The 17,314-nt window shown below is 36.1% G+C and carries 19 protein-coding genes; 3 read left to right on the top strand and 16 right to left on the bottom strand.

The genetic code is table 11. The annotated features are described in order from the left end of the window. Entirely contained in the window at nt 1-723 is a 723-nt protein-coding gene (locus THENA_RS00945; RefSeq protein WP_013755566.1) for an SIR2 family NAD-dependent protein deacylase, read from the top strand. An 86-nt stretch (nt 724-809) separates the two neighbouring features. On the opposite strand, the gene pstS is transcribed toward THENA_RS00945, so the two are convergent. After that, nucleotides 810-1,892, bottom strand: coding sequence for a phosphate ABC transporter substrate-binding protein PstS (pstS, locus tag THENA_RS00940; RefSeq protein WP_013755565.1), 1,083 nt, complete (start codon nt 1,890-1,892; stop codon nt 810-812). A 92-nt stretch (nt 1,893-1,984) separates the two neighbouring features. Next, entirely contained in the window at nt 1,985-2,659 is a 675-nt protein-coding gene (locus THENA_RS00935; protein WP_013755564.1) for a response regulator transcription factor, read from the bottom strand. A 33-nt stretch (nt 2,660-2,692) separates the two neighbouring features. On the opposite strand from THENA_RS00935, the gene THENA_RS00930 reads away from it, so the two are divergent. After that, complete coding sequence (locus THENA_RS00930; protein WP_169309403.1) at nt 2,693-3,589, top strand: sensor histidine kinase; 897 nt, start codon at nt 2,693-2,695, stop codon at nt 3,587-3,589. Nucleotides 3,590-3,626: 37 nt separating this feature from the next. Here the strand turns inward: THENA_RS00930 and THENA_RS00925 are convergent, their stop codons facing one another. Together THENA_RS00925 and secG are read right to left on the bottom strand one after the other, a co-directional pair. Further along, on the bottom strand, nt 3,627-4,973 hold the full coding sequence (locus THENA_RS00925; protein WP_013755562.1) for a glycosyltransferase: 1,347 nt from the start codon (nt 4,971-4,973) through the stop codon (nt 3,627-3,629). An 8-nt stretch (nt 4,974-4,981) separates the two neighbouring features. Then, a complete protein-coding gene (gene secG / locus THENA_RS00920; protein WP_013755561.1) occupies nt 4,982-5,212 on the bottom strand; it encodes a preprotein translocase subunit SecG in 231 nt (76 codons plus the stop codon). A gap of 91 nt (nt 5,213-5,303) precedes the next feature. On the opposite strand from secG, the gene THENA_RS00915 reads away from it, so the two are divergent. Further along, a complete protein-coding gene (locus tag THENA_RS00915) occupies nt 5,304-5,996 on the top strand; it encodes a DUF2225 domain-containing protein (protein ID WP_013755560.1) in 693 nt (230 codons plus the stop codon). A gap of 4 nt (nt 5,997-6,000) precedes the next feature. Here THENA_RS00915 and THENA_RS00910 read toward each other — a convergent pair whose 3' ends face one another. The 12 genes from THENA_RS00910 to THENA_RS00855 all read right to left on the bottom strand — a co-directional run bounded on the left by THENA_RS00910 (nt 6,001) and on the right by THENA_RS00855 (nt 17,222). Continuing rightward, a complete protein-coding gene (locus tag THENA_RS00910; protein ID WP_013755559.1) occupies nt 6,001-8,325 on the bottom strand; it encodes a glycosyltransferase in 2,325 nt (774 codons plus the stop codon). A gap of 9 nt (nt 8,326-8,334) precedes the next feature. Further along, nucleotides 8,335-8,733, bottom strand: coding sequence for a surface-adhesin E family protein (locus tag THENA_RS00905; protein ID WP_013755558.1), 399 nt, complete (start codon nt 8,731-8,733; stop codon nt 8,335-8,337). A gap of 41 nt (nt 8,734-8,774) precedes the next feature. Next, the gene (locus THENA_RS00900; protein WP_013755557.1) at nt 8,775-9,761 is read right to left on the bottom strand and encodes a MinD/ParA family ATP-binding protein; all 987 of its coding nucleotides are present in this window, start codon (nt 9,759-9,761) and stop codon (nt 8,775-8,777) included. Beyond that, a complete protein-coding gene (locus THENA_RS00895) occupies nt 9,758-10,816 on the bottom strand; it encodes a flagellar biosynthesis protein FlhF (RefSeq protein WP_013755556.1) in 1,059 nt (352 codons plus the stop codon). The genes THENA_RS00900 and THENA_RS00895 overlap by 4 nt, the downstream gene beginning before the upstream one ends. Beyond that, nucleotides 10,813-12,120 (bottom strand): FliI/YscN family ATPase, encoded by a 1,308-nt coding sequence (locus tag THENA_RS00890; protein WP_013755555.1) that lies wholly within the window; start codon nt 12,118-12,120, stop codon nt 10,813-10,815. The genes THENA_RS00895 and THENA_RS00890 overlap by 4 nt, the downstream gene beginning before the upstream one ends. Nucleotides 12,121-12,122: 2 nt before the next feature. Next, a complete protein-coding gene (locus THENA_RS00885) occupies nt 12,123-12,791 on the bottom strand; it encodes a FliH/SctL family protein (RefSeq protein ID WP_013755554.1) in 669 nt (222 codons plus the stop codon). Further along, nucleotides 12,772-13,011 carry a carbon storage regulator gene (locus tag THENA_RS00880; RefSeq protein ID WP_013755553.1) on the bottom strand — a complete coding sequence of 80 codons (240 nt, stop codon included), beginning with the start codon at nt 13,009-13,011 and terminating at the stop codon, nt 12,772-12,774. The genes THENA_RS00885 and THENA_RS00880 overlap by 20 nt, the downstream gene beginning before the upstream one ends. Further along, nucleotides 12,998-14,116, bottom strand: coding sequence for an HD-GYP domain-containing protein (locus THENA_RS00875; RefSeq protein WP_013755552.1), 1,119 nt, complete (start codon nt 14,114-14,116; stop codon nt 12,998-13,000). The genes THENA_RS00880 and THENA_RS00875 overlap by 14 nt, the downstream gene beginning before the upstream one ends. 113 nt (nt 14,117-14,229) lie before the next feature. Beyond that, nucleotides 14,230-14,580 (bottom strand): hypothetical protein, encoded by a 351-nt coding sequence (locus THENA_RS00870; RefSeq protein ID WP_013755551.1) that lies wholly within the window; start codon nt 14,578-14,580, stop codon nt 14,230-14,232. Further along, nucleotides 14,577-14,963, bottom strand: coding sequence for a flagellar export chaperone FliS (gene fliS, locus THENA_RS00865; protein ID WP_013755550.1), 387 nt, complete (start codon nt 14,961-14,963; stop codon nt 14,577-14,579). The genes THENA_RS00870 and fliS overlap by 4 nt, the downstream gene beginning before the upstream one ends. Before the next feature lie 50 nt (nt 14,964-15,013). Further along, a complete protein-coding gene (gene fliD, locus THENA_RS00860) occupies nt 15,014-16,807 on the bottom strand; it encodes a flagellar filament capping protein FliD (protein ID WP_013755549.1) in 1,794 nt (597 codons plus the stop codon). A 4-nt stretch (nt 16,808-16,811) separates the two neighbouring features. After that, nucleotides 16,812-17,222 (bottom strand): flagellar protein FlaG, encoded by a 411-nt coding sequence (locus THENA_RS00855; protein WP_013755548.1) that lies wholly within the window; start codon nt 17,220-17,222, stop codon nt 16,812-16,814. Nucleotides 17,223-17,314: the final 92 nt, after the last annotated feature.

Here is a 17,314-nt window from a genome sequence, read left to right as displayed (position 1 = left end):
ATGGATGAAAAATATTCAAAAACAGCTAATATCATAAAAGACAAAGGTGTAGTGGTATTTTCAGGAGCTGGCATTTCCACTGAGTCCGGCATACCAGACTTCAGATCCCCCACAGGATTATGGAATCAGGAGGATTTTATTTCGCTTGCTTCAATAGATGCGCTATATGAGAGAAGAAGCGAATTTATAAAGTTTTACAGAGAGAGACTTTCAAAAATAAAGCTTGCAAACCCAAACAAGTCGCACGAAATAGTTGCAAAATTAGAAGAAATGGGACTTGTAACGTGTGTAATAACTCAAAACATTGACAGATTGCACCAAAAAGCAGGTTCTAAAAAAGTTATAGAGATACACGGCAATATTGAAGAAGCATACTGTAGAACATGTAAGTCCATATTCCCATCAAGCATTTTAGACGACGTCGAGATGTGCCCAAATTGTGGTGGAGCAATTGGGCCAAATGTTGTTCTATTTGGAGAAGCTATGCCACCCAGTTTTAATGATTCAATGAATATCATAAAACGAGCTAAAGCATGTATTGTTATAGGTTCAAGCCTAAGCGTTTATCCTGCAGCAGCTATCCCAGAAACGGCGCTTAAGTTTAATGCAAAACTAATTATAATTAACAAAATGAAAACTCACCTGGATAACTTTGCCGATGCTGTATTCAACGAGAGTTCAAGCCTCGTTCTCGAAAAATTATATGAAATATTAACGTCATAAAAATAAAAGCCGCCTTTAGATAACCTCAGACTAAAGGCGACTAATATGTAGTGAGTAAACTGCCCCTTGCCAAAGTTTGTTAAAATTTATTTGGCAAGAATTGGTTTTCCATCCCAGGTAATTGATTCTAAATTCTTCATATTTATATCAACTGCTTCCTTTGGAAGCTGAACATAATCTAAGGGTTCGCAATACTTTTGCCCATCGGTGATAATCCACTTTACCAGATCAAGTACTGCCTTCGCCCTTGCCAATGTATTGCCCTTGTAATTCATCTCCTTGTGCAAAAGGATAAAAGTAAATCCTGTTATAGGATAACCTTCAGGATTTGACGTATCTAGCACAAGAGCTCTCATATCAGAAGGCAATTTTACCCCTTCGAATGCCTTTTTGGTGCTATCAAGAGTTGGAGCAACTACATTGCCCGATTTATTCTTTACCTTTGCAGTAGTAATATTGTTTTGAAGCGCATAGGTTAGCTCTACATAACCTATTGAATAAGGGTTTTGCTTAACAATAGCAGTAACGCCCTCACTACCCTTCCCACCAAGACCTACCGGCCATTTAACTGAAGTTCCAGCACCAACTGTATCCTTCCACTCAGGGCTAATAAGAGAAAGATAATTTGTAAATATGAATGTCGTTCCAGAGCCATCAGATCTGTGAGCTACCGTTATGGGCTTGTCTGGGAGATTTACGCCAGGATTTAGTTTTTCAAGATATGGATCATTCCATTTTTTGATTTTCCCAAGATATATATCCGCTATAGCCTTGCCGTCCAAAACAAGATCCTTGACTCCTGGAATGTTATATGAAATTGAGACAGCACCTGCAGCATCTGCAATAGTAACTACCCCACCCGGCACTGCCTGCATCTCTTTTTCTGACATATATGCATCGCTCGCAGAAAAGTCAGTAGTACCGTCCTTAAGAGCGTTAATTCCCCCTCCCGATCCTATTGACTGATAATTTACTTCAACTCCCTTTTCTTTCTTATATTCTTCAAACATCTTTGAAAACAGAGGATAAACAAAGGTGGAACCTGCACCAGTAAGCTGCTTTACCTGAGAAGCTGACTGAGGAGCATTTGAGCTAGAACATCCAGCCACATAAAAAGCTGCAGCTACAAGCAAAAAGACACCCAACAAGGATAGAATGATTCTTTTCATAAACAACCTCCTAATAAATTTTGTACTTGAATCAATATACAGTCAAAATGTTAACAGGACGTTAATTTTGAGTTAATTTATAGTTAATTATTTTAAATTTCCAGAACATATCCAAATCCCCGCCTTGTTTTTAATATCTGTGGGTTCGAAGGATCTGTTTCTATCTTTTCTCTCAACCTTCTAATATACACGTCTACCATCCTTGCCTCAACAAAATACTCCTCTCCCCAAACCTTATCAATAAGCTTCTCTCTTGAGTAAGTCCTGCCATTATTCTCAAAAAGAAAGAGTAACAATTTGTACTCAGTAGCAGTTAAATTCATCAAATTCCCCTGAAAATAAATCTGACTCTTTTCCTTATCCACTCTAAATGGCCCTTTCTCAACTACCAAACCAAATCCATTTTTTCTTCTTATAAGACTTCGTATTCTCGCAAGAAGTTCTTTCATTCCAAAAGGCTTTGTCAGATAGTCATCAGCCCCTAAATCCAATAAACTAACCTTATTGTGTTCTTCTGTAAGCGCCGAAAGGACCAAAATAGGAATTTCTAACCCCCTTGCCCTTAAAACTTTAAGTATCTCAGAGCCAAACATATCTGGAAGCATCAGATCAAGTATTATAAGAGAAACTTTTGCTTCGTCAAAAACGTCAAACGCATCGCTAGCGCTGAAAGCCTGGATAACTTCAAAACCGTTTAGACTCAAGAATGTCTTTATGTTGTTCGATATATCAATATCATCTTCCACCAAAAGAATTGTATTGTTCATATTTTTATTATAATATCAGATAACATGGATCTTTTGAAAGATGTTATTGAACTAATTGAATATCCTGTTTTAATTATTGGCAAAAATGGACAAATTGTTTGCTTCAACAAAAAATTCAAAGAATTTTCATGGATAAAAGATTTGGAGGGCAAATATTACTTTGAGGTACTTAGATTTTCTGAGGCTCACGAAATATTAAAGGATTATAAAATAAAAGATTTTGAAAAAGAGATACTTTTAGGGATGAATTTGACAAAATATACGTTTATTGTGAAATCGTCTCAGGATCTGAGGATCATAGCCCTAAGGCCTGAAGAAAATAAAGAAGAATCAGAGCTTAAAAAAAAGCTTCTTGGGCAGATCTCTCACGAACTAAAGACTCCAATTTCAGCCATTAGTTCAATTATAGAAATAGGAGAGGCTACAGGCAAGATAGATTCTACCTTTTCAGAAAAAGTGCTAGGTAAAATAAAAAGACTCGATCTTGCACTAAATAACGCCATAGTAATAACAAAAATTCAACTAGGTCTGATAAACATAAAGAAAACTAAAATTAATATTTTATCTTTCCTTGAAGAGGTCTTAAAAAATTCTTTGTCAGATGAATCGTACTTAAATGTTGAAAAGGATATAAAAGAGGACGAAAATGTTGAAACAGATCCATATATCCTTAAAACTATAGTAAAGAATATCTTTTTAAATTCAATAATTCACGGAAAAGAGCCAATATTTGTTAGCTTTAACGAAAAAATTCTTGTTATAAGGGATAGCGGTCCCGGCTTTAAAGAGGGAGAAATAAGAGAGTTAAACAGGCAAGAGGGCTCAGGAATAGGTTTAGGAACTGCCATAATTAAAAGCCTTGCAAAAATGGCGGGCATTCACACTTACTTCTCAAATGAAAAAGGGGCAAAGGTAGAACTTCGGTTTTGATTCCTCTCAAAATATTTTGAGAGGAATCAATTTTATACTATTTTATAGTTTGAAAGGCAGTAGAAACGCCTTTTGCGGTCTCTTCCTGCAATCCATTGTGATGGGTTTTGTCCCAAAAAGGAAGTTCGTCATTTATCCACATAAACCACATCTTCCACATAGCCTGTATATAAGCAATTAGCCAGTGAAGCGAGAAAAACCAATATCTTAATGGGACGTAAAGCAAAGACTTTCTGGGCAGGCCCAAAACCCTTGCGCCAACACTTGCGTTAACAAGAAATGCAAAAGCCAAAAAGTTAAGGATAAAAGACGGCAAAGTTGTATAAAACATAAATATTCTCGTAATTTCAAGCAAAAGATATGCATATCCAACCAAAGTCAAATACGGCAAAAATATAGAAAATAGAGTTAGGCTTAAGTCCAATTTCTTGTTAAAAGCCATCTTGGAAAATATAATCTTTGGAGTGTGTTCCATAAGACACTGCAAGTATCCAAGAGCCCATCTGGTTCGCTGTTTTACAAGAGCACCAAAATTTTCTACTCCCTCCTGATAAACAGATGCCTCCGGACAAAATCTAATATTATATCCCGCTTCATATAATCTTAAAGAAAGTTCAAGATCTTCAGTAAGAGCGTGCTCGTTCCAACCGCCAACAGCTAAAATGGCCTCTTTTCTGGTTATTTGGCCGTTGCCTCCAAGAGTAGGTGCACCATCTAAAAAATCTCTACCTTCTTGATAAATCCTTGTAAATATGGCAAACTCATCGTCTTGAGCCTTTGTTAGAAAATTCTTATTGGCATTATACATTCTTACTAATGACTGGACCCCCCCAACCTTTGGATCGGACAAATACGGCATACACTTCTTTATGAAGTCAGGTGGGATCTTGGTATCAGAATCAAACACTGCAATAACCTCTCCTTGAGATTCTCTTAAACCAGCCATCAAGGCAGCAGGCTTGCCCCTTTTTGCATCCTGACCCTGATAAATAACTTTTAGTTCTGGGTATTCATCCTGCATCTGTTTTAAAATAACAGGAGTGTTGTCACTAGAAACGTTGTCTATGACAATTACTTCGAATAGTTTTCTACCTTTATCATCCATATATTCTTGATTCATAGCATCAAGAACTGTGCTCCTAATAACATTTTCCTCGTTATGGGCAGGTATCAATATGCTCACATAAGGCTTATAACTCTCATCTATTTTTTGATCCTCAAACTGCTTTATTATAAAGCCCCCCAATATTACAGTGCCATATACAATGAAAAACATCATCAGCCACTGAAGCCACTCAAACGTATGAGTAGCAATACCCTGCAAAAAGGCAAAGAACAAAAGCGAGTTGAAAATTGGAAGGCTTATCTTTGCAAGCTTTGACATACTCTAACCTACCAAAAAATCCCCATAAGTAATGCAAGCACAATAAAAACACCCGCTACATAAGCGGTAAGCCTAGTTAGTCCTGATGTAGAACCTTGTGGAGACGTAAATAGTCTTGCCTCACCGCCAATAGATCCCAGACCTTCTCCTTTTGGACCATGTAACAAGATTAACGCAATCAACAAAATCGCCACTCCTACTTCAAAAAGAAGTATAGCGCCCTTAAAAAAATCAATCATTTGTTGAGCAATTCCTCCTAAAATAAAATTATACAAAATGTGCTAATTTATATATAATATCACATATAAAAAAATTCAAGAAGGTGAAATATTGTTCGACAAAAACAAATTTTTTCAAACAGATCTTGTCTGCCCCGTTTGCAAAGCTAAATTTAAACAATTAAAACTGAAAACTAGCGCCTTCAGGATAAAGACCAGAGACATTGATATGTGTAATACCTATGAAGGCATAAATCCCAATCTTTATAGCCCAGTCGTATGCCCTGAGTGTGGCTATGCAAATCTTGATCACAGTTTCCAAAACAATCTTTCAGATGTTGTAATAACGCTTCTTCAAAAAGAGCTTCCCAAATCAAAACTTTATAAGATAGACGTTACAGGTGAAAGAGATTACGTGCGTGCTATTGATGCCTACGAACAGGCAATTTACTGTGCAAATATAGCAGGACACAGCGCAAGCCTTCTAGCAGGAATATATTTTAGGATGACCTGCCTTGCAAAAAGTTTTGGTTCTTCAGATGAAGATGAATACAGACAAAAGGCCATAGAATTCTACGAAAAGGCATATGACCACGAAGAGTTTCCTTTGGGCGGGAAAATGAGTCAAACTCTTGTAGAGTACATGATAGCCTCGATGTATTTCAAACTAAATAAGCTTGAACAGGCCATTTACTGGTTAAATTTCTCTATTTCAAGGGATCCAAAAGGATTAACTGATCCTAAGGCTCACGCAATGATAAAAGAGTTGTGGATGACAGTAAAAAGCGTAATAAAAAATAAATAATAGATTATTTTCTTGCTATTTTCTTGTATATGTCATCTAGCATGTGTGCTTCTTCCTGTGGGGTAGTAATAGGCGTGCTAAGAGCGCCTTCTTTTAGCTTAGCTATTAGTTCTTTGTTATCCAGCAAGCAAATTATCCTTTCCTTCATCTTCTCTACGTTACCTACTTCTACAAGAAAGCCGTTGTAATAGTTTTTTAATATTTCGTCTATACCATAAGTGTTAAATGAAATAACGGGAATGCCAAAATATAGTAGTTCTCTTGTAACTATGGAATATGACTCATAAAGATATGGCAAAATGCCTAAATCTATAGAAGCAAGAATCTTTGGCAAATCATCTCTCTCGTATGATCCCATATAAATTACCTTGCCAAAAGATTCCTCTTCAAGGCTTTTGATTCTTTCTTCTGATTTGCTGTCCTGACATCTACCATATATGTAAAACTTAAAGTTTCTACTCAATAACTCTTTATCTTTAAATAGCTTTTCTAAAATGCCAAGACCCTTCCCCATTGCAACAGTGCCAAGATAGGCTAAATTAAGGCTTTTTCTTTCAATAAAACCTTCTTTTGTAAAATTCTTTCTCGGTAACTTTATATCTACACCAATAGGTACAACAAAAGCCTTGTCTCTATTTATCTTTATATAATTCATCATATACTTCATCCAACTAGAAGACGGAAAGACAACAGCATCAAATTTAGTGTAAAGGTAATTAATGTATTTAAATCTTGCAAAAAGTTTGCCCATAATTTCAGATAAATGTCTAATTAAAAAAGTCTCATTTAATTCGTACATGCTGTTAAGAGCACACCTTGCACATTTTTCAGGTGATTCTGGACCTGTACACAAACCATCCTTGTCACCTCCAGACGGTCTAATTTTCAAGCACAGCTCTTCAATAGCATGAACTTCTTTGCAGATGGGAATGCCTTTTGCCTCAAATAGTTCTATAATCTTTGAACTCATCCCCACATAGTCTCCCAGGTGAATTACATCTGGCTTGTAATCATCTAGAACATCTTCCACCAAACTAAGATAACCTCTTAAATTATATCCAGAAAAAGCGTCGTCCAAAAATCTCTCCTGCCAGTTGAGTGGATAAATTTTATAGATTGTTTCGTTTAGCACATTTTCTTTTTTAAATTCTGTAGTCGCATCAGAGTGAGGTATCAAAGCGGCAGTCTCATACCCTAAAGCTCTTATGTGTTTCATCTGTGAATAGGTAGCCAACGGCGTTCCCGTGTGCTCATAAGGCAAAATAGAGTGATTTACAAACAAGATCCTTCTTGGTTTTTTCTTCACATAAAAAGTAGAAGGATATCTTCTATTTTTTAGTTTTGCTATCACAAAGATATTTTCAATTGTTTTTTTATCCATTTCTTCTTTAAGATTAAAATCCTGGTTTAAAACATCATCTAAATTAACTATTTCTGTAAAGTATATTTCTATCCTCTCAAAAAATCTATCGAAAAATCTTTTTATTTTTTCAGGAGTCCAATTGGTTACGTGATCTGAATTTAGATCGCTTCCGTGATATCGCCAGTGAGGAACACTTAGTATTAAAGTGCCGTTCTCTTCGAGAAGATCGGTTGCGCTATTTAAAAATCTCTCAGGGTCCTCTACGTGTTCAATTGTCTCAAGACTCACAACGTAGTCATATTTAGAACCAAATTTGTGCAAATCTTCCATTGGTAAGTTCACAAAGCTTACGTTTTCTTTATCAAGATTTAACATCTTTGCAAGATTAATTGCCCCTTCATCCATATCAGCCCCGCAGACAATAGCATTTTCAATAGAACCAAGAATAATCGAACCATAACCGCTGCTGCATGAACAGTCTAGGATATTAAGTTTTTTTCCTTTTTTGTTTCGCAATCTTATAATCTCTGCAACGTGCTTATAAAATAAAATAAACTTCAAATACATTGCGTTACCAATACCCACAAAAGCCCTTCTATGCGGGTTAACATTATTATCTACTGATTTTATATAGTTATAGTTCTCAGTAAAAATAGTAGTATTAGGCGGTTTTATGTTGTCTTTGTAGGTTGAAATTACTGTAATAGATTGTCCTAAAATTTTAGATAAATTATCTTTATCCATAGTCTTCAATAAGTTCGGTATTATTAGTTTGTTTTCTTCGAAAGCATTGAGAAAAATAGGAGCAACTTTGCTTCTCAATTTGTCGAAAAGTATTATGTCAAAGAAAACTTGTCCCTTGATTACGTGAACGTTTACAACAGCAAGCTCCCAATCAGAGCCATCTAAAAAGTTATATAGTTGATATCTATCGTAAGTTACTGAAAATGAAACGTCTAATGACATAAAATTGGTTTATAACCCTCTTTCGGGTTTATTTTGCATTACGTCCTTTACGGCCTCAAAGATGTTTTCAGCAGCAGTTTCAGGCTCTATCTCTTCCCAGTGTAGATCGCTTTCATCGCTTTTCAGATTAAGAAGCAGTTTGCCATCTGAATCAAAATATCCAATAGAGAGAATGGTATACGTCATATTCTTAGGATTAAATCTCCACTTCCAAAGAGAGTGATCTAAATTTACTTTTTTATTAATTTTAGATTCTATAAACTCTAACTCTCGATTTTTTGCTGATTCTGTTTTTAAAACTTCCTTTATAATTACTTCCAAAAAGCCATTTTCTTCTTGAATTGAGCGTGTATCTATAAAGTAATCCTCATCCTCTGTTGCAACCCCTAAAAACCATCTATCTTCCATTTTTCCTCCAGATAATTTATTTTTTATTATACGATAAATTCTTACTTTTTTATTCCAAAGAACCTACAAAATCTCGACACAAAAGAATCTTTTTGGAGAACCTCTCCATCATCTTTAGAGTTTTTCTCTCTAGAAATTTTAGTCTCATCAGATTTTTTAATATAAGGTTTTGAGACAATGTTTTTAGCCTGATTTTGACTGTAAAGGTTTTCTAAGAGCTTATTAGAAATAATCTCTATTTGCCTTGAGGCATCAGACCTAGGATAATTTATCACAAGAGGCTTGCTTTGTTTTACTGACAAAACCATTTCTTCAGAATACGAAATGCTTCCAAGTATCTCTAAATTTACATTTAGTCTTGACTTTACCATTGGGATAAACACTTCATAAATTCTTTTAACCTCTTCAAAGGTTCTTGCCATATTTACTACTAGATATACTTTGTGATTATAAAGCCTATTTGAAATAACTTTGATAAAACTGTATGCGTCAGTAAGGGCCGTTGGGTCTGGATTGGTAACAACAATTATGTTGTTTGATGCAATGGAGAAGTTAATTATATTTTCTTGAATTCCAGCCCCCACGTCAATTATTAAGACATCTGTTTGAGACTCGAGGGTATCAAGGGATACAAAAAGTTCTTCTTGTTTATAAGACGGCAGATTTGCGGCGTCTGATATTCCTGAGGCTCCTGGGATCAATATCAAGCCATTATCATAAAAATACAACACTTCTTCAAACAATGCATTGTTGTACAAAAAATCGGCCCAATTTTTTTTGGGTTTTACCCCTAATATAATATTTGCATTTGCAAGCCCTACATCTGCATCCAGAAGCACTGTTTTTATGCCTTTTCTTGCAAAGGATAATGCAACATTTACGCTAAGCGCGGTCTTTCCTGTGCCACCCTTTCCACCAGCAAAAGAGATTGAGAGCTTATTTTTAAACGGTTGCCGATTTGATTGAGAGTACAAGACACTACTAAGCCTTTCTCTTAATCTTCTTAATTCTTGTGCCTGATCGCTCATATTTTAGAACCTTCAGTATAAAAATCTTTGTATTTAGAGTTCAATTGATTTGATAGAAATTCATCAGTTGCTACTTCAAGGTTGTCAGGAACGCTTTGACCAGTACCAAAAAGTGAAATGGGCAAATTGTTTTCTATTGAAAGTTCAATAATATGCCCCAATGATATTACTTCGTCCAGCTTGGTCCATATGATGCTAACTGGATTAAGAGTTTTATACTTGTTAATATAATGACCTAATTCTTGAGACTTGTAGTTGGCACAAAGGACTAGATGAATTTCTGTATTTATCCCTGTAGACAAAAAGGCCGAAATTTCTTTAAATTTGTTATCCTGAAAGGGAGAAAATCCCATCGTATCTATCAAAAAGACATCGATTGAGCTCTTCTCTTTCTTTACAACTTCTTTTAATTCCTTGGGAGAGTGTGCCACAAAAAACGGAAGATCCATAATGTCTGCATAAGCTTTTAGTTGATCCAGAGCTGCAATCCTAAATGTATCAAGGGTTATAAGACAGACCCTTTTCTTCATCAGTAAAGACATCCTTGCAGCTATTTTTGCTATTGTAGTAGTCTTTCCTGCCCCAGTAGGACCTAAAAACGCAAGCGCTGAAGTCTCATCTCTTTCATTGAAAAAAGGATAAAAGTTAAGACCTTTAAAAAAGTACCTTGCATTAGCCTCAAACTCCCCTGTAGTACTTATCAATATAGATGAATCTCTTGTTTTTCCATGAAAGTTATGAAATTTCAAGAACGGCACTTCAGGCTCATCGCTCTTTTCAATCTTTTTGATAAGCGACAGCTCTTCTTGACTTTTTTTCAAAATTTGTAATTCTCTTTTAAACTCTTCCACTTCTTTAGCGAGTTCATCAAGTTTTCTGCCTTCCTGATTAACTGTCGCAACTACTTCAACCGCATCTTCCTTTTTCCAGATCATCCAACGAGGGGCAATGTTAATGGATCTAGAATAAAGTATTAGCGCATCCTCGCCTAAATCCTTTCTAATCATTAAGATAGCTTCAGGAATGGTTTTTGCAACATATCTTTTTACGTTCATAGTAATATCTCCTCCAAAAGTCTACGAGTGTCATCAAAGCTTGAAATGTCTTCAGGAGTTTGTTTCAAAAATTCTTCTATTTTTGATATTTTTTCTATACTTTCATCAATCTTGGAATTTGAACCTTTTTGATATGCACCTATATTAATAAGATCATATGCTTCCTTATATGAGGCTATCAACTCTTTTATTCTATAACTAAGATTTAGATGATCTTTGTCCGTGATAGAATTCATTAACCTACTTACGCTCTGTGAGATATCAATTGGAGGATAATAACCCCTTTCAGCAAGGTCTCTTGACAGGACTATGTGACCATCCAATATACTTCTTGCGTGATCTGCTATTGGTTCTGCAAGGTCATCCCCCTCCACAAGCACAGTATAGATGCCCGTTATAGAACCCTTATCAGAGGTACCAGCTCTCTCTAAGAGTCTTGCCATCATAGTAAAAACAGATGGTGGATATCCTCTGGTAGTAGGTGGCTCTCCTATTGAGAGTCCTAGCTCCCTTTGAGCCATACACACTCTTGTGAGAGAATCCATCACCATAAGAACGTCCATCCCAAGGTCCCTAAAATATTCTGCTATAACAGTAGCAGTAAAGGCAGAAAGAACCCTTTGGGAAGGAGGATTATCTGATGTGGACACTATCACTACAGACTTTGCAAGTCCATCTTCTCCTAAACTCTCTTCCAAAAACTCTCTTACCTCACGACCTCTTTCTCCAACCAAAGCAATAATGTTTACCTGTGCGTTGCAAAATCTTGATATCATTCCAAGAAGGGTAGTCTTACCAATACCAGATCCTGCAAAGATCCCGACTCTTTGCCCCTTTCCCAAAGTCAAGAGCCCATCAATAGCTCTAATGCCTGTTGATATAGGCTCTCTTATTCTCCCTCTCTTCAGAGGATGTGGAGACTTATTTTCAATTGATCTGTATTGAGACATGTCATCTCTTTGTATATATTCATCTGACAACGGTCTTCCCAAACCGTCTAAAACTTGACCTAAAAGGTGCTTTCCCACCCACAGGCCAAGTTGCTTACCGGTCTTTTTTACAATTGAGCCCGGCTCTATGCCTTCAATAGCATCAAATGGCGTAAGATAAACCTTATTTGAAGAAAACCCGATAACAAGACATGGAATTTGACTCTTGCCTGAATCAATATATACTATCTCCCCAATTGAAACCTTTGGACCAATTGATTCAATTACATAACCACTTATCTTATCAATTGTCCCGTTCCAGGGCAAATAATTATAATCTTCTATAAAATCTTTTAAAACTTTGAGATTTTTCACATCTATTCGAAGATCCTCTCTAATTCCTTGAGAAAATCATTTTCCAGAGATTTTATTCTTCCGTCAAGAAAGCCTAAATCAGTTTTTATCATAAAATCCCCGCTCTTTAAAACTGGGTCAACCTCTACTGGCAACTCAAAGCCATCAAATTTATCTATGTCATCCTCAGAAACCTTTATCATTATTTCAACGTTAGGCGGGATCTCCCTTAAAAAGGCTCTGATTCGCTCTTTCAGAACATCTATATTTTTCAGCACATTAGAGTGTAAAATCTGACTTATTGACTTCACTACTATATCAAAAGCTTCCTCTTCAAGCCTTTTTTCAATTCTATCAAGATATTCTCTATTTTCTTTTTCTATCCGTAATATATTTTCTTTAAATATTTGAAGTCTTTCCTTTTCTCTAATCTCCATCTCTTCTTGTGCTTTTTTCATGCCCTCTTTATATCCTAACTCAAAGCCGTCCTTTTTGGCATCCTCTTTTAGCCTTTCAATTTCAGACATCGCCTGATTTATTATATCCTCTTTATTCACTAATTCTTTATCTTTCTCAGCATTATCTGATAAAACTTCAGACTCAGCACTTTCAACTTGCTGTTTCACAGGAACAACAAAGCACTCTTTACCCAAATATACGTTCTTTAAAACTTTAGAGTTTTTTATTTTCATCTTTTAAAACTTTTAATAAACTATTCATATCTTTCTCTTTAAAAACAGAATTTTTCATAGAATCTTTTATCTTGTCAAGTAGTTCACTTCTTAGCACCTTAATATCTTTTGCAGCGTCAATTCCAATCTTTACCACATCTTTATCAATAGAAACCACTGTTACAACAATATTATCGCTTATAACAAAACTCTGACCTGCCTTTCTACTAATAACTAACACTAATATCTCTCTCGTAATCTATAATGTTCCCGTACAAATCAGTAGAGCCGACTATAACAACGTCTAAGGTTTTAAGTAAATCAATCTCCATATCTCTTTCGAGATAAGTTACAGTTCCGTCATCTGACATTTTTGCAAAAACCTTTACTACAGGCCTTAAAGGGTAAGAGGGGTTTATTGACTTTACTACTCCAACAAGGTTATTTGACAGAATTACCGATGTGCCAGTTGGATATATTATTATCTTTTTTGAAAAGAGCTTTACAATTTCTGGATCAAAGAGCTTACCCGATTGAGACATAACGTACTCGTATACCTCGCTTGGGAAAAGAGCTTTCCTATATGGAGTATCAGATGTCATTGCTTCAAAAACATCAATAACGGCAATTACCCTTGCAAGCTCAAAGATCTCTTCCCCTTTTAACCCTGATGGGTAGCCGCTCCCATCAAACCTTTCGTGATGCTGCAAAACTGCTTTTCGAACAGCTGAAGAAAATTTATTTTTTGAAAGAATGACATCTGCAAGCTTCGGATGTTGCTTTATGGTCTCTATTTCTTCGGGACTGAGCTTTCCCTTCTTGTTCCTGATGCTCTCGTCTATGAATGCAAACCCAATATCGTGTAAAAACGCAGCCTTTGCTAAATCCCTGAGTTTATTCTCGCTATATCCCATACTTATACCCAAAATAGAACAAAAAAGCATAGTTCTAGCAAGGTGCCTAAAAAGATAATCAGAAGATACCATCAAATCGTCTATTACTATGGCAATGTTCTTTTTGCTCAATATTTCATTTATGACGGTAACAGCCAGGTGCTGAATCTTCTGGGGGTCTAATTCTTGAGTTCTCTTTATCTTGCCAAATACATCCTTTGATGTCTTTATAATTTCAAGTTCTGTATTTTGGGATATCATTTCAAGGCGCTCAACATCCTCAAAACCAGGCGCTTCAACATAAACGTAGTTAAATCCTAATTCCTTAAGCCGCTTTATAACAATAGCTTTCAGTGGTATACCTGCTCCGATAAGAACCCGGCCTGCTTCATCAATTACAGGATAAGCTAATACGTCACCTTCCTTAAGATTTTCAACTCTAGTTCTTATCATCGAAATTAACTCCCAACAAAATTTTTGGGCAAAAAATAAACCGCGCCTTTAATTGCTATTATATCACACAGGAAAGTGACTATTCGGAAGAAAAATTATATTTATTATCTAAACTATGTATTTTGATCTAAAATTCTTTTCTTATCTTCAACTAAATTTGACTGCAAATATTCTCTTTTTGAGTCCTCTTCAAATCTCAAATTCTTGAGATCTTGTTTTACTCTTTCAATTTCTTTATTTAATATTTCGATGTTTTCCCCCTGAAGCCTTTTCAATTCGTTTAAAATATCTAACGATTCAGGTTTAAATTGGCCACGTTTAGCCTTTATATCATCAAGCTCTCTAATTATTAAACTCTTTTCCTTTATAACACTGTCAACCTCAGAGAGCCTATTTTCCTTTAATAGTTCTCTTTCTTTAAGAAGCAATTTCCTAAACTTATCAAAAAGCAGTTCTTCTTTCACTTTGCCAAGAGTCCCATCTTAGAAAAAGCTTCTTCCCAGCTACTTTTTAAGGTATTTATAAGGTTAATTACGTTATCTATCCTCTCAACAGAATTCTCAGCATTTGCTATTGTTAGCTCTTTTGTGTAATAAAAATATAAAGACGTAAGAGATCCCACAATTTCTTTGTCTTGACTCTGATCTAACATTGAAACCAAAGTAAGTATTATCATTTGAGCCTTGGATATACTTTTACTTTTTACAAAAAAATCTTTTCTCTTGATAGCTTCTTTTGCTATTTTTAAGTTTTTTATAATAGTCTCATATGACATAATAAGAACTTTCCATGGTGGGGACGTCTCTACTTCATTTGCTTTATATACCTGCGAGCCATAAGGCGTCATCCTTTTCCTCCTTTTTCATAATAACTACATTATAATTTAACTTAAAGTCATTAACCTGAAGAACTTGTGGACCCAGAGGATCCTGAAGTTGAGCCAGATCCTGTAACCGAACTCAAACCGCCAGCAGAAGACAAAGTTCCTGACAAAGCGCTTGAGCCCGAAAGTGAAGCTGTTTGATATCCCAACCACATGTTTTGCAAGTCAAGGCTTGCAAGTGTCGCCTCCATTTGGGCAAATTGCTTTAGATACAAATTTCTTCTTTCCTGCACAAAGGCTGTTTGTTGATTTATCTGATTTTGAAGTGCGGTATTGGTATTGTTAAGGTTAGTAACTACAGTAGACAATTGACCAAATGGCTGAGTGATGGGAGTCAACACATCCAAGACTTGTTGGAATATACCCTTGTTCATAGTTACTTGAAAACTTCCTGTAAAACCAGAAGTCACGCTTATCCCCAAACCATCAGCAGGGGTACCGCTCAAACCGTTTATTATATTGCCTTGTCCTGTCACACTCTGACCATTGATGGTAGCAATAGCATTTCCATTGGGATCCCAACCGGTAACGTTTACCGTATAAACGCCGCCTTGTGTCTGAGGGGCAAAGCCTATCACCGTAGCATTTGGATTATTTGTAGTACCTAGTCCTATCATCGCATTTGCTACTGCCTGAGGATTAGAACTAAATGCGCTGTCAAAGGTGGAGGGGTTAAAACTAAGCTGACCCATAGTAGACGGATCGGTAGAAATTGTAATTCCAAGGTCAGCTATTGAAGCAGGATTTCCTTGAGATATATTTCCCTTGGCAGCAGAAGAAATAGCCCCTGTTAATTGATTCATGAAATTATTGAAACTTGGATCTCCAAACAAAATCCCTGCCTGTTTTGTGTTTGGATCATACGAGGCATATTGGTTCCTAAAGGCTATAATGTTATTGTAATCAGTAATGAAGTTATTTATCAGGGTTTTTGCGTTAGAATCGTTATAACTAACGTTAAGAGTAGACTGCCCTACTCCTACTAAGTTTATAGAAAGGCCTGGCACTATTGTAGTAATCGTATTAGAGCTACTATTAATTGTAATTGGATTAGTGGTTCCAAGTTGAACTTGTGCATCCTGAGCTGCAGTGAGCGTAGCTCCTTGAGTATAATCAGTAGGGCTTGTCGCCCCAGAAAAGCTAACCACAGTTCCGCCATTGGTTACGTTACCGGTAACAGTAAAACCATTCGCCACGCCAGTTTTATTGGACGTCAAAACCAAAAAGGTACCGTTGGAATTGCTGATAATATTTGCAGTAACAGGAGAGCCAGATGCGCTGTTTATCGCATCAGCCAACCCCTGAAGGGTATTATTAGAAGAGGTAATATTTATAGTAAGAGGAGTAGATCCGTTATTTGGGGTAATAGTGAAAGTACCCTCCCCAATTGTAGCGCTTGCAGACGAAAAGCTTTGAGACCTTGAACTTTGAGCAGTTGCAAGCTGAGTAACGTTTAATACATATGAGCCCGGTTGAGTTGCACCTGATGAAGTAGCAGTAAGAACGTTTGTATTCGAACTGGTAGCGGTAGCGGATAAAACGTTGTTTTGGTTTGCAAGAGAAGTAGCGTCGCTTTGAAGTTTTGTAAAAAGGCTCTGCAGGTTGTTCCAGGCAGATATTTTTGCTTGCAAAGTAGTTTGTTCTGATTGAAGTTGATTTAGCGTTCCTTCATCTTGTTGGGTCATAGCATTAATAAGTGCAGTAGTATTAATCCCAGATGCCAAACCAACAATTGATGCATTTCCTAAACTCACGTTATTCAAAAGCGAACTTGAATTCGAGGACGAAACAGGATTCACACTAGACATCTTCTCACACCTTCTTATCTATTAATAAATTTCCAGAGCCATTTATAAAACTTGCTATCATATCAAGATACTTTTTTGGTGGAAACTCGCTTATAGTTTCATTTGTTTGTGCGTTGTAAACCTTGATATAATAAACTCCTTTCATCTTTTCGTATACTTCAAATTTACTCTTTATATCAAGATTTTTTGCTATATTGTTTAGGCTCTTTGTTATGCTTTTAAGACTCTTAAGATTTATTTCAACATTACTGGACTCTGGATTTGCTTTCTGACCAATTAGCATATTTTCAGCCTGATTATTTGAAGCTTGGTTGTTTCCTATTTTACTAACTGCCATCTGTGATTGCTGAATAGCTATCAATTCTGGCTGTGTCTGAACAGCTTTGCTCAATTGACTCTTGCTACTAGCATCCACTTTTTTCCTCCTAAATAGTATATTTTATTGTTTTTTTATACCCTTTAAAATATGAAGCATAAAAAAACAATAAATGCCCGGGGAACCCCCGG

The organism is Thermodesulfobium narugense DSM 14796, assembly GCF_000212395.1.
GTDB classification, from domain to species: domain Bacteria; phylum Thermodesulfobiota; class Thermodesulfobiia; order Thermodesulfobiales; family Thermodesulfobiaceae; genus Thermodesulfobium; species Thermodesulfobium narugense.
The sequence above is the reverse complement of the archived record's forward strand: the minus strand, read 5'-3'. Positions and strand labels throughout refer to the sequence as shown.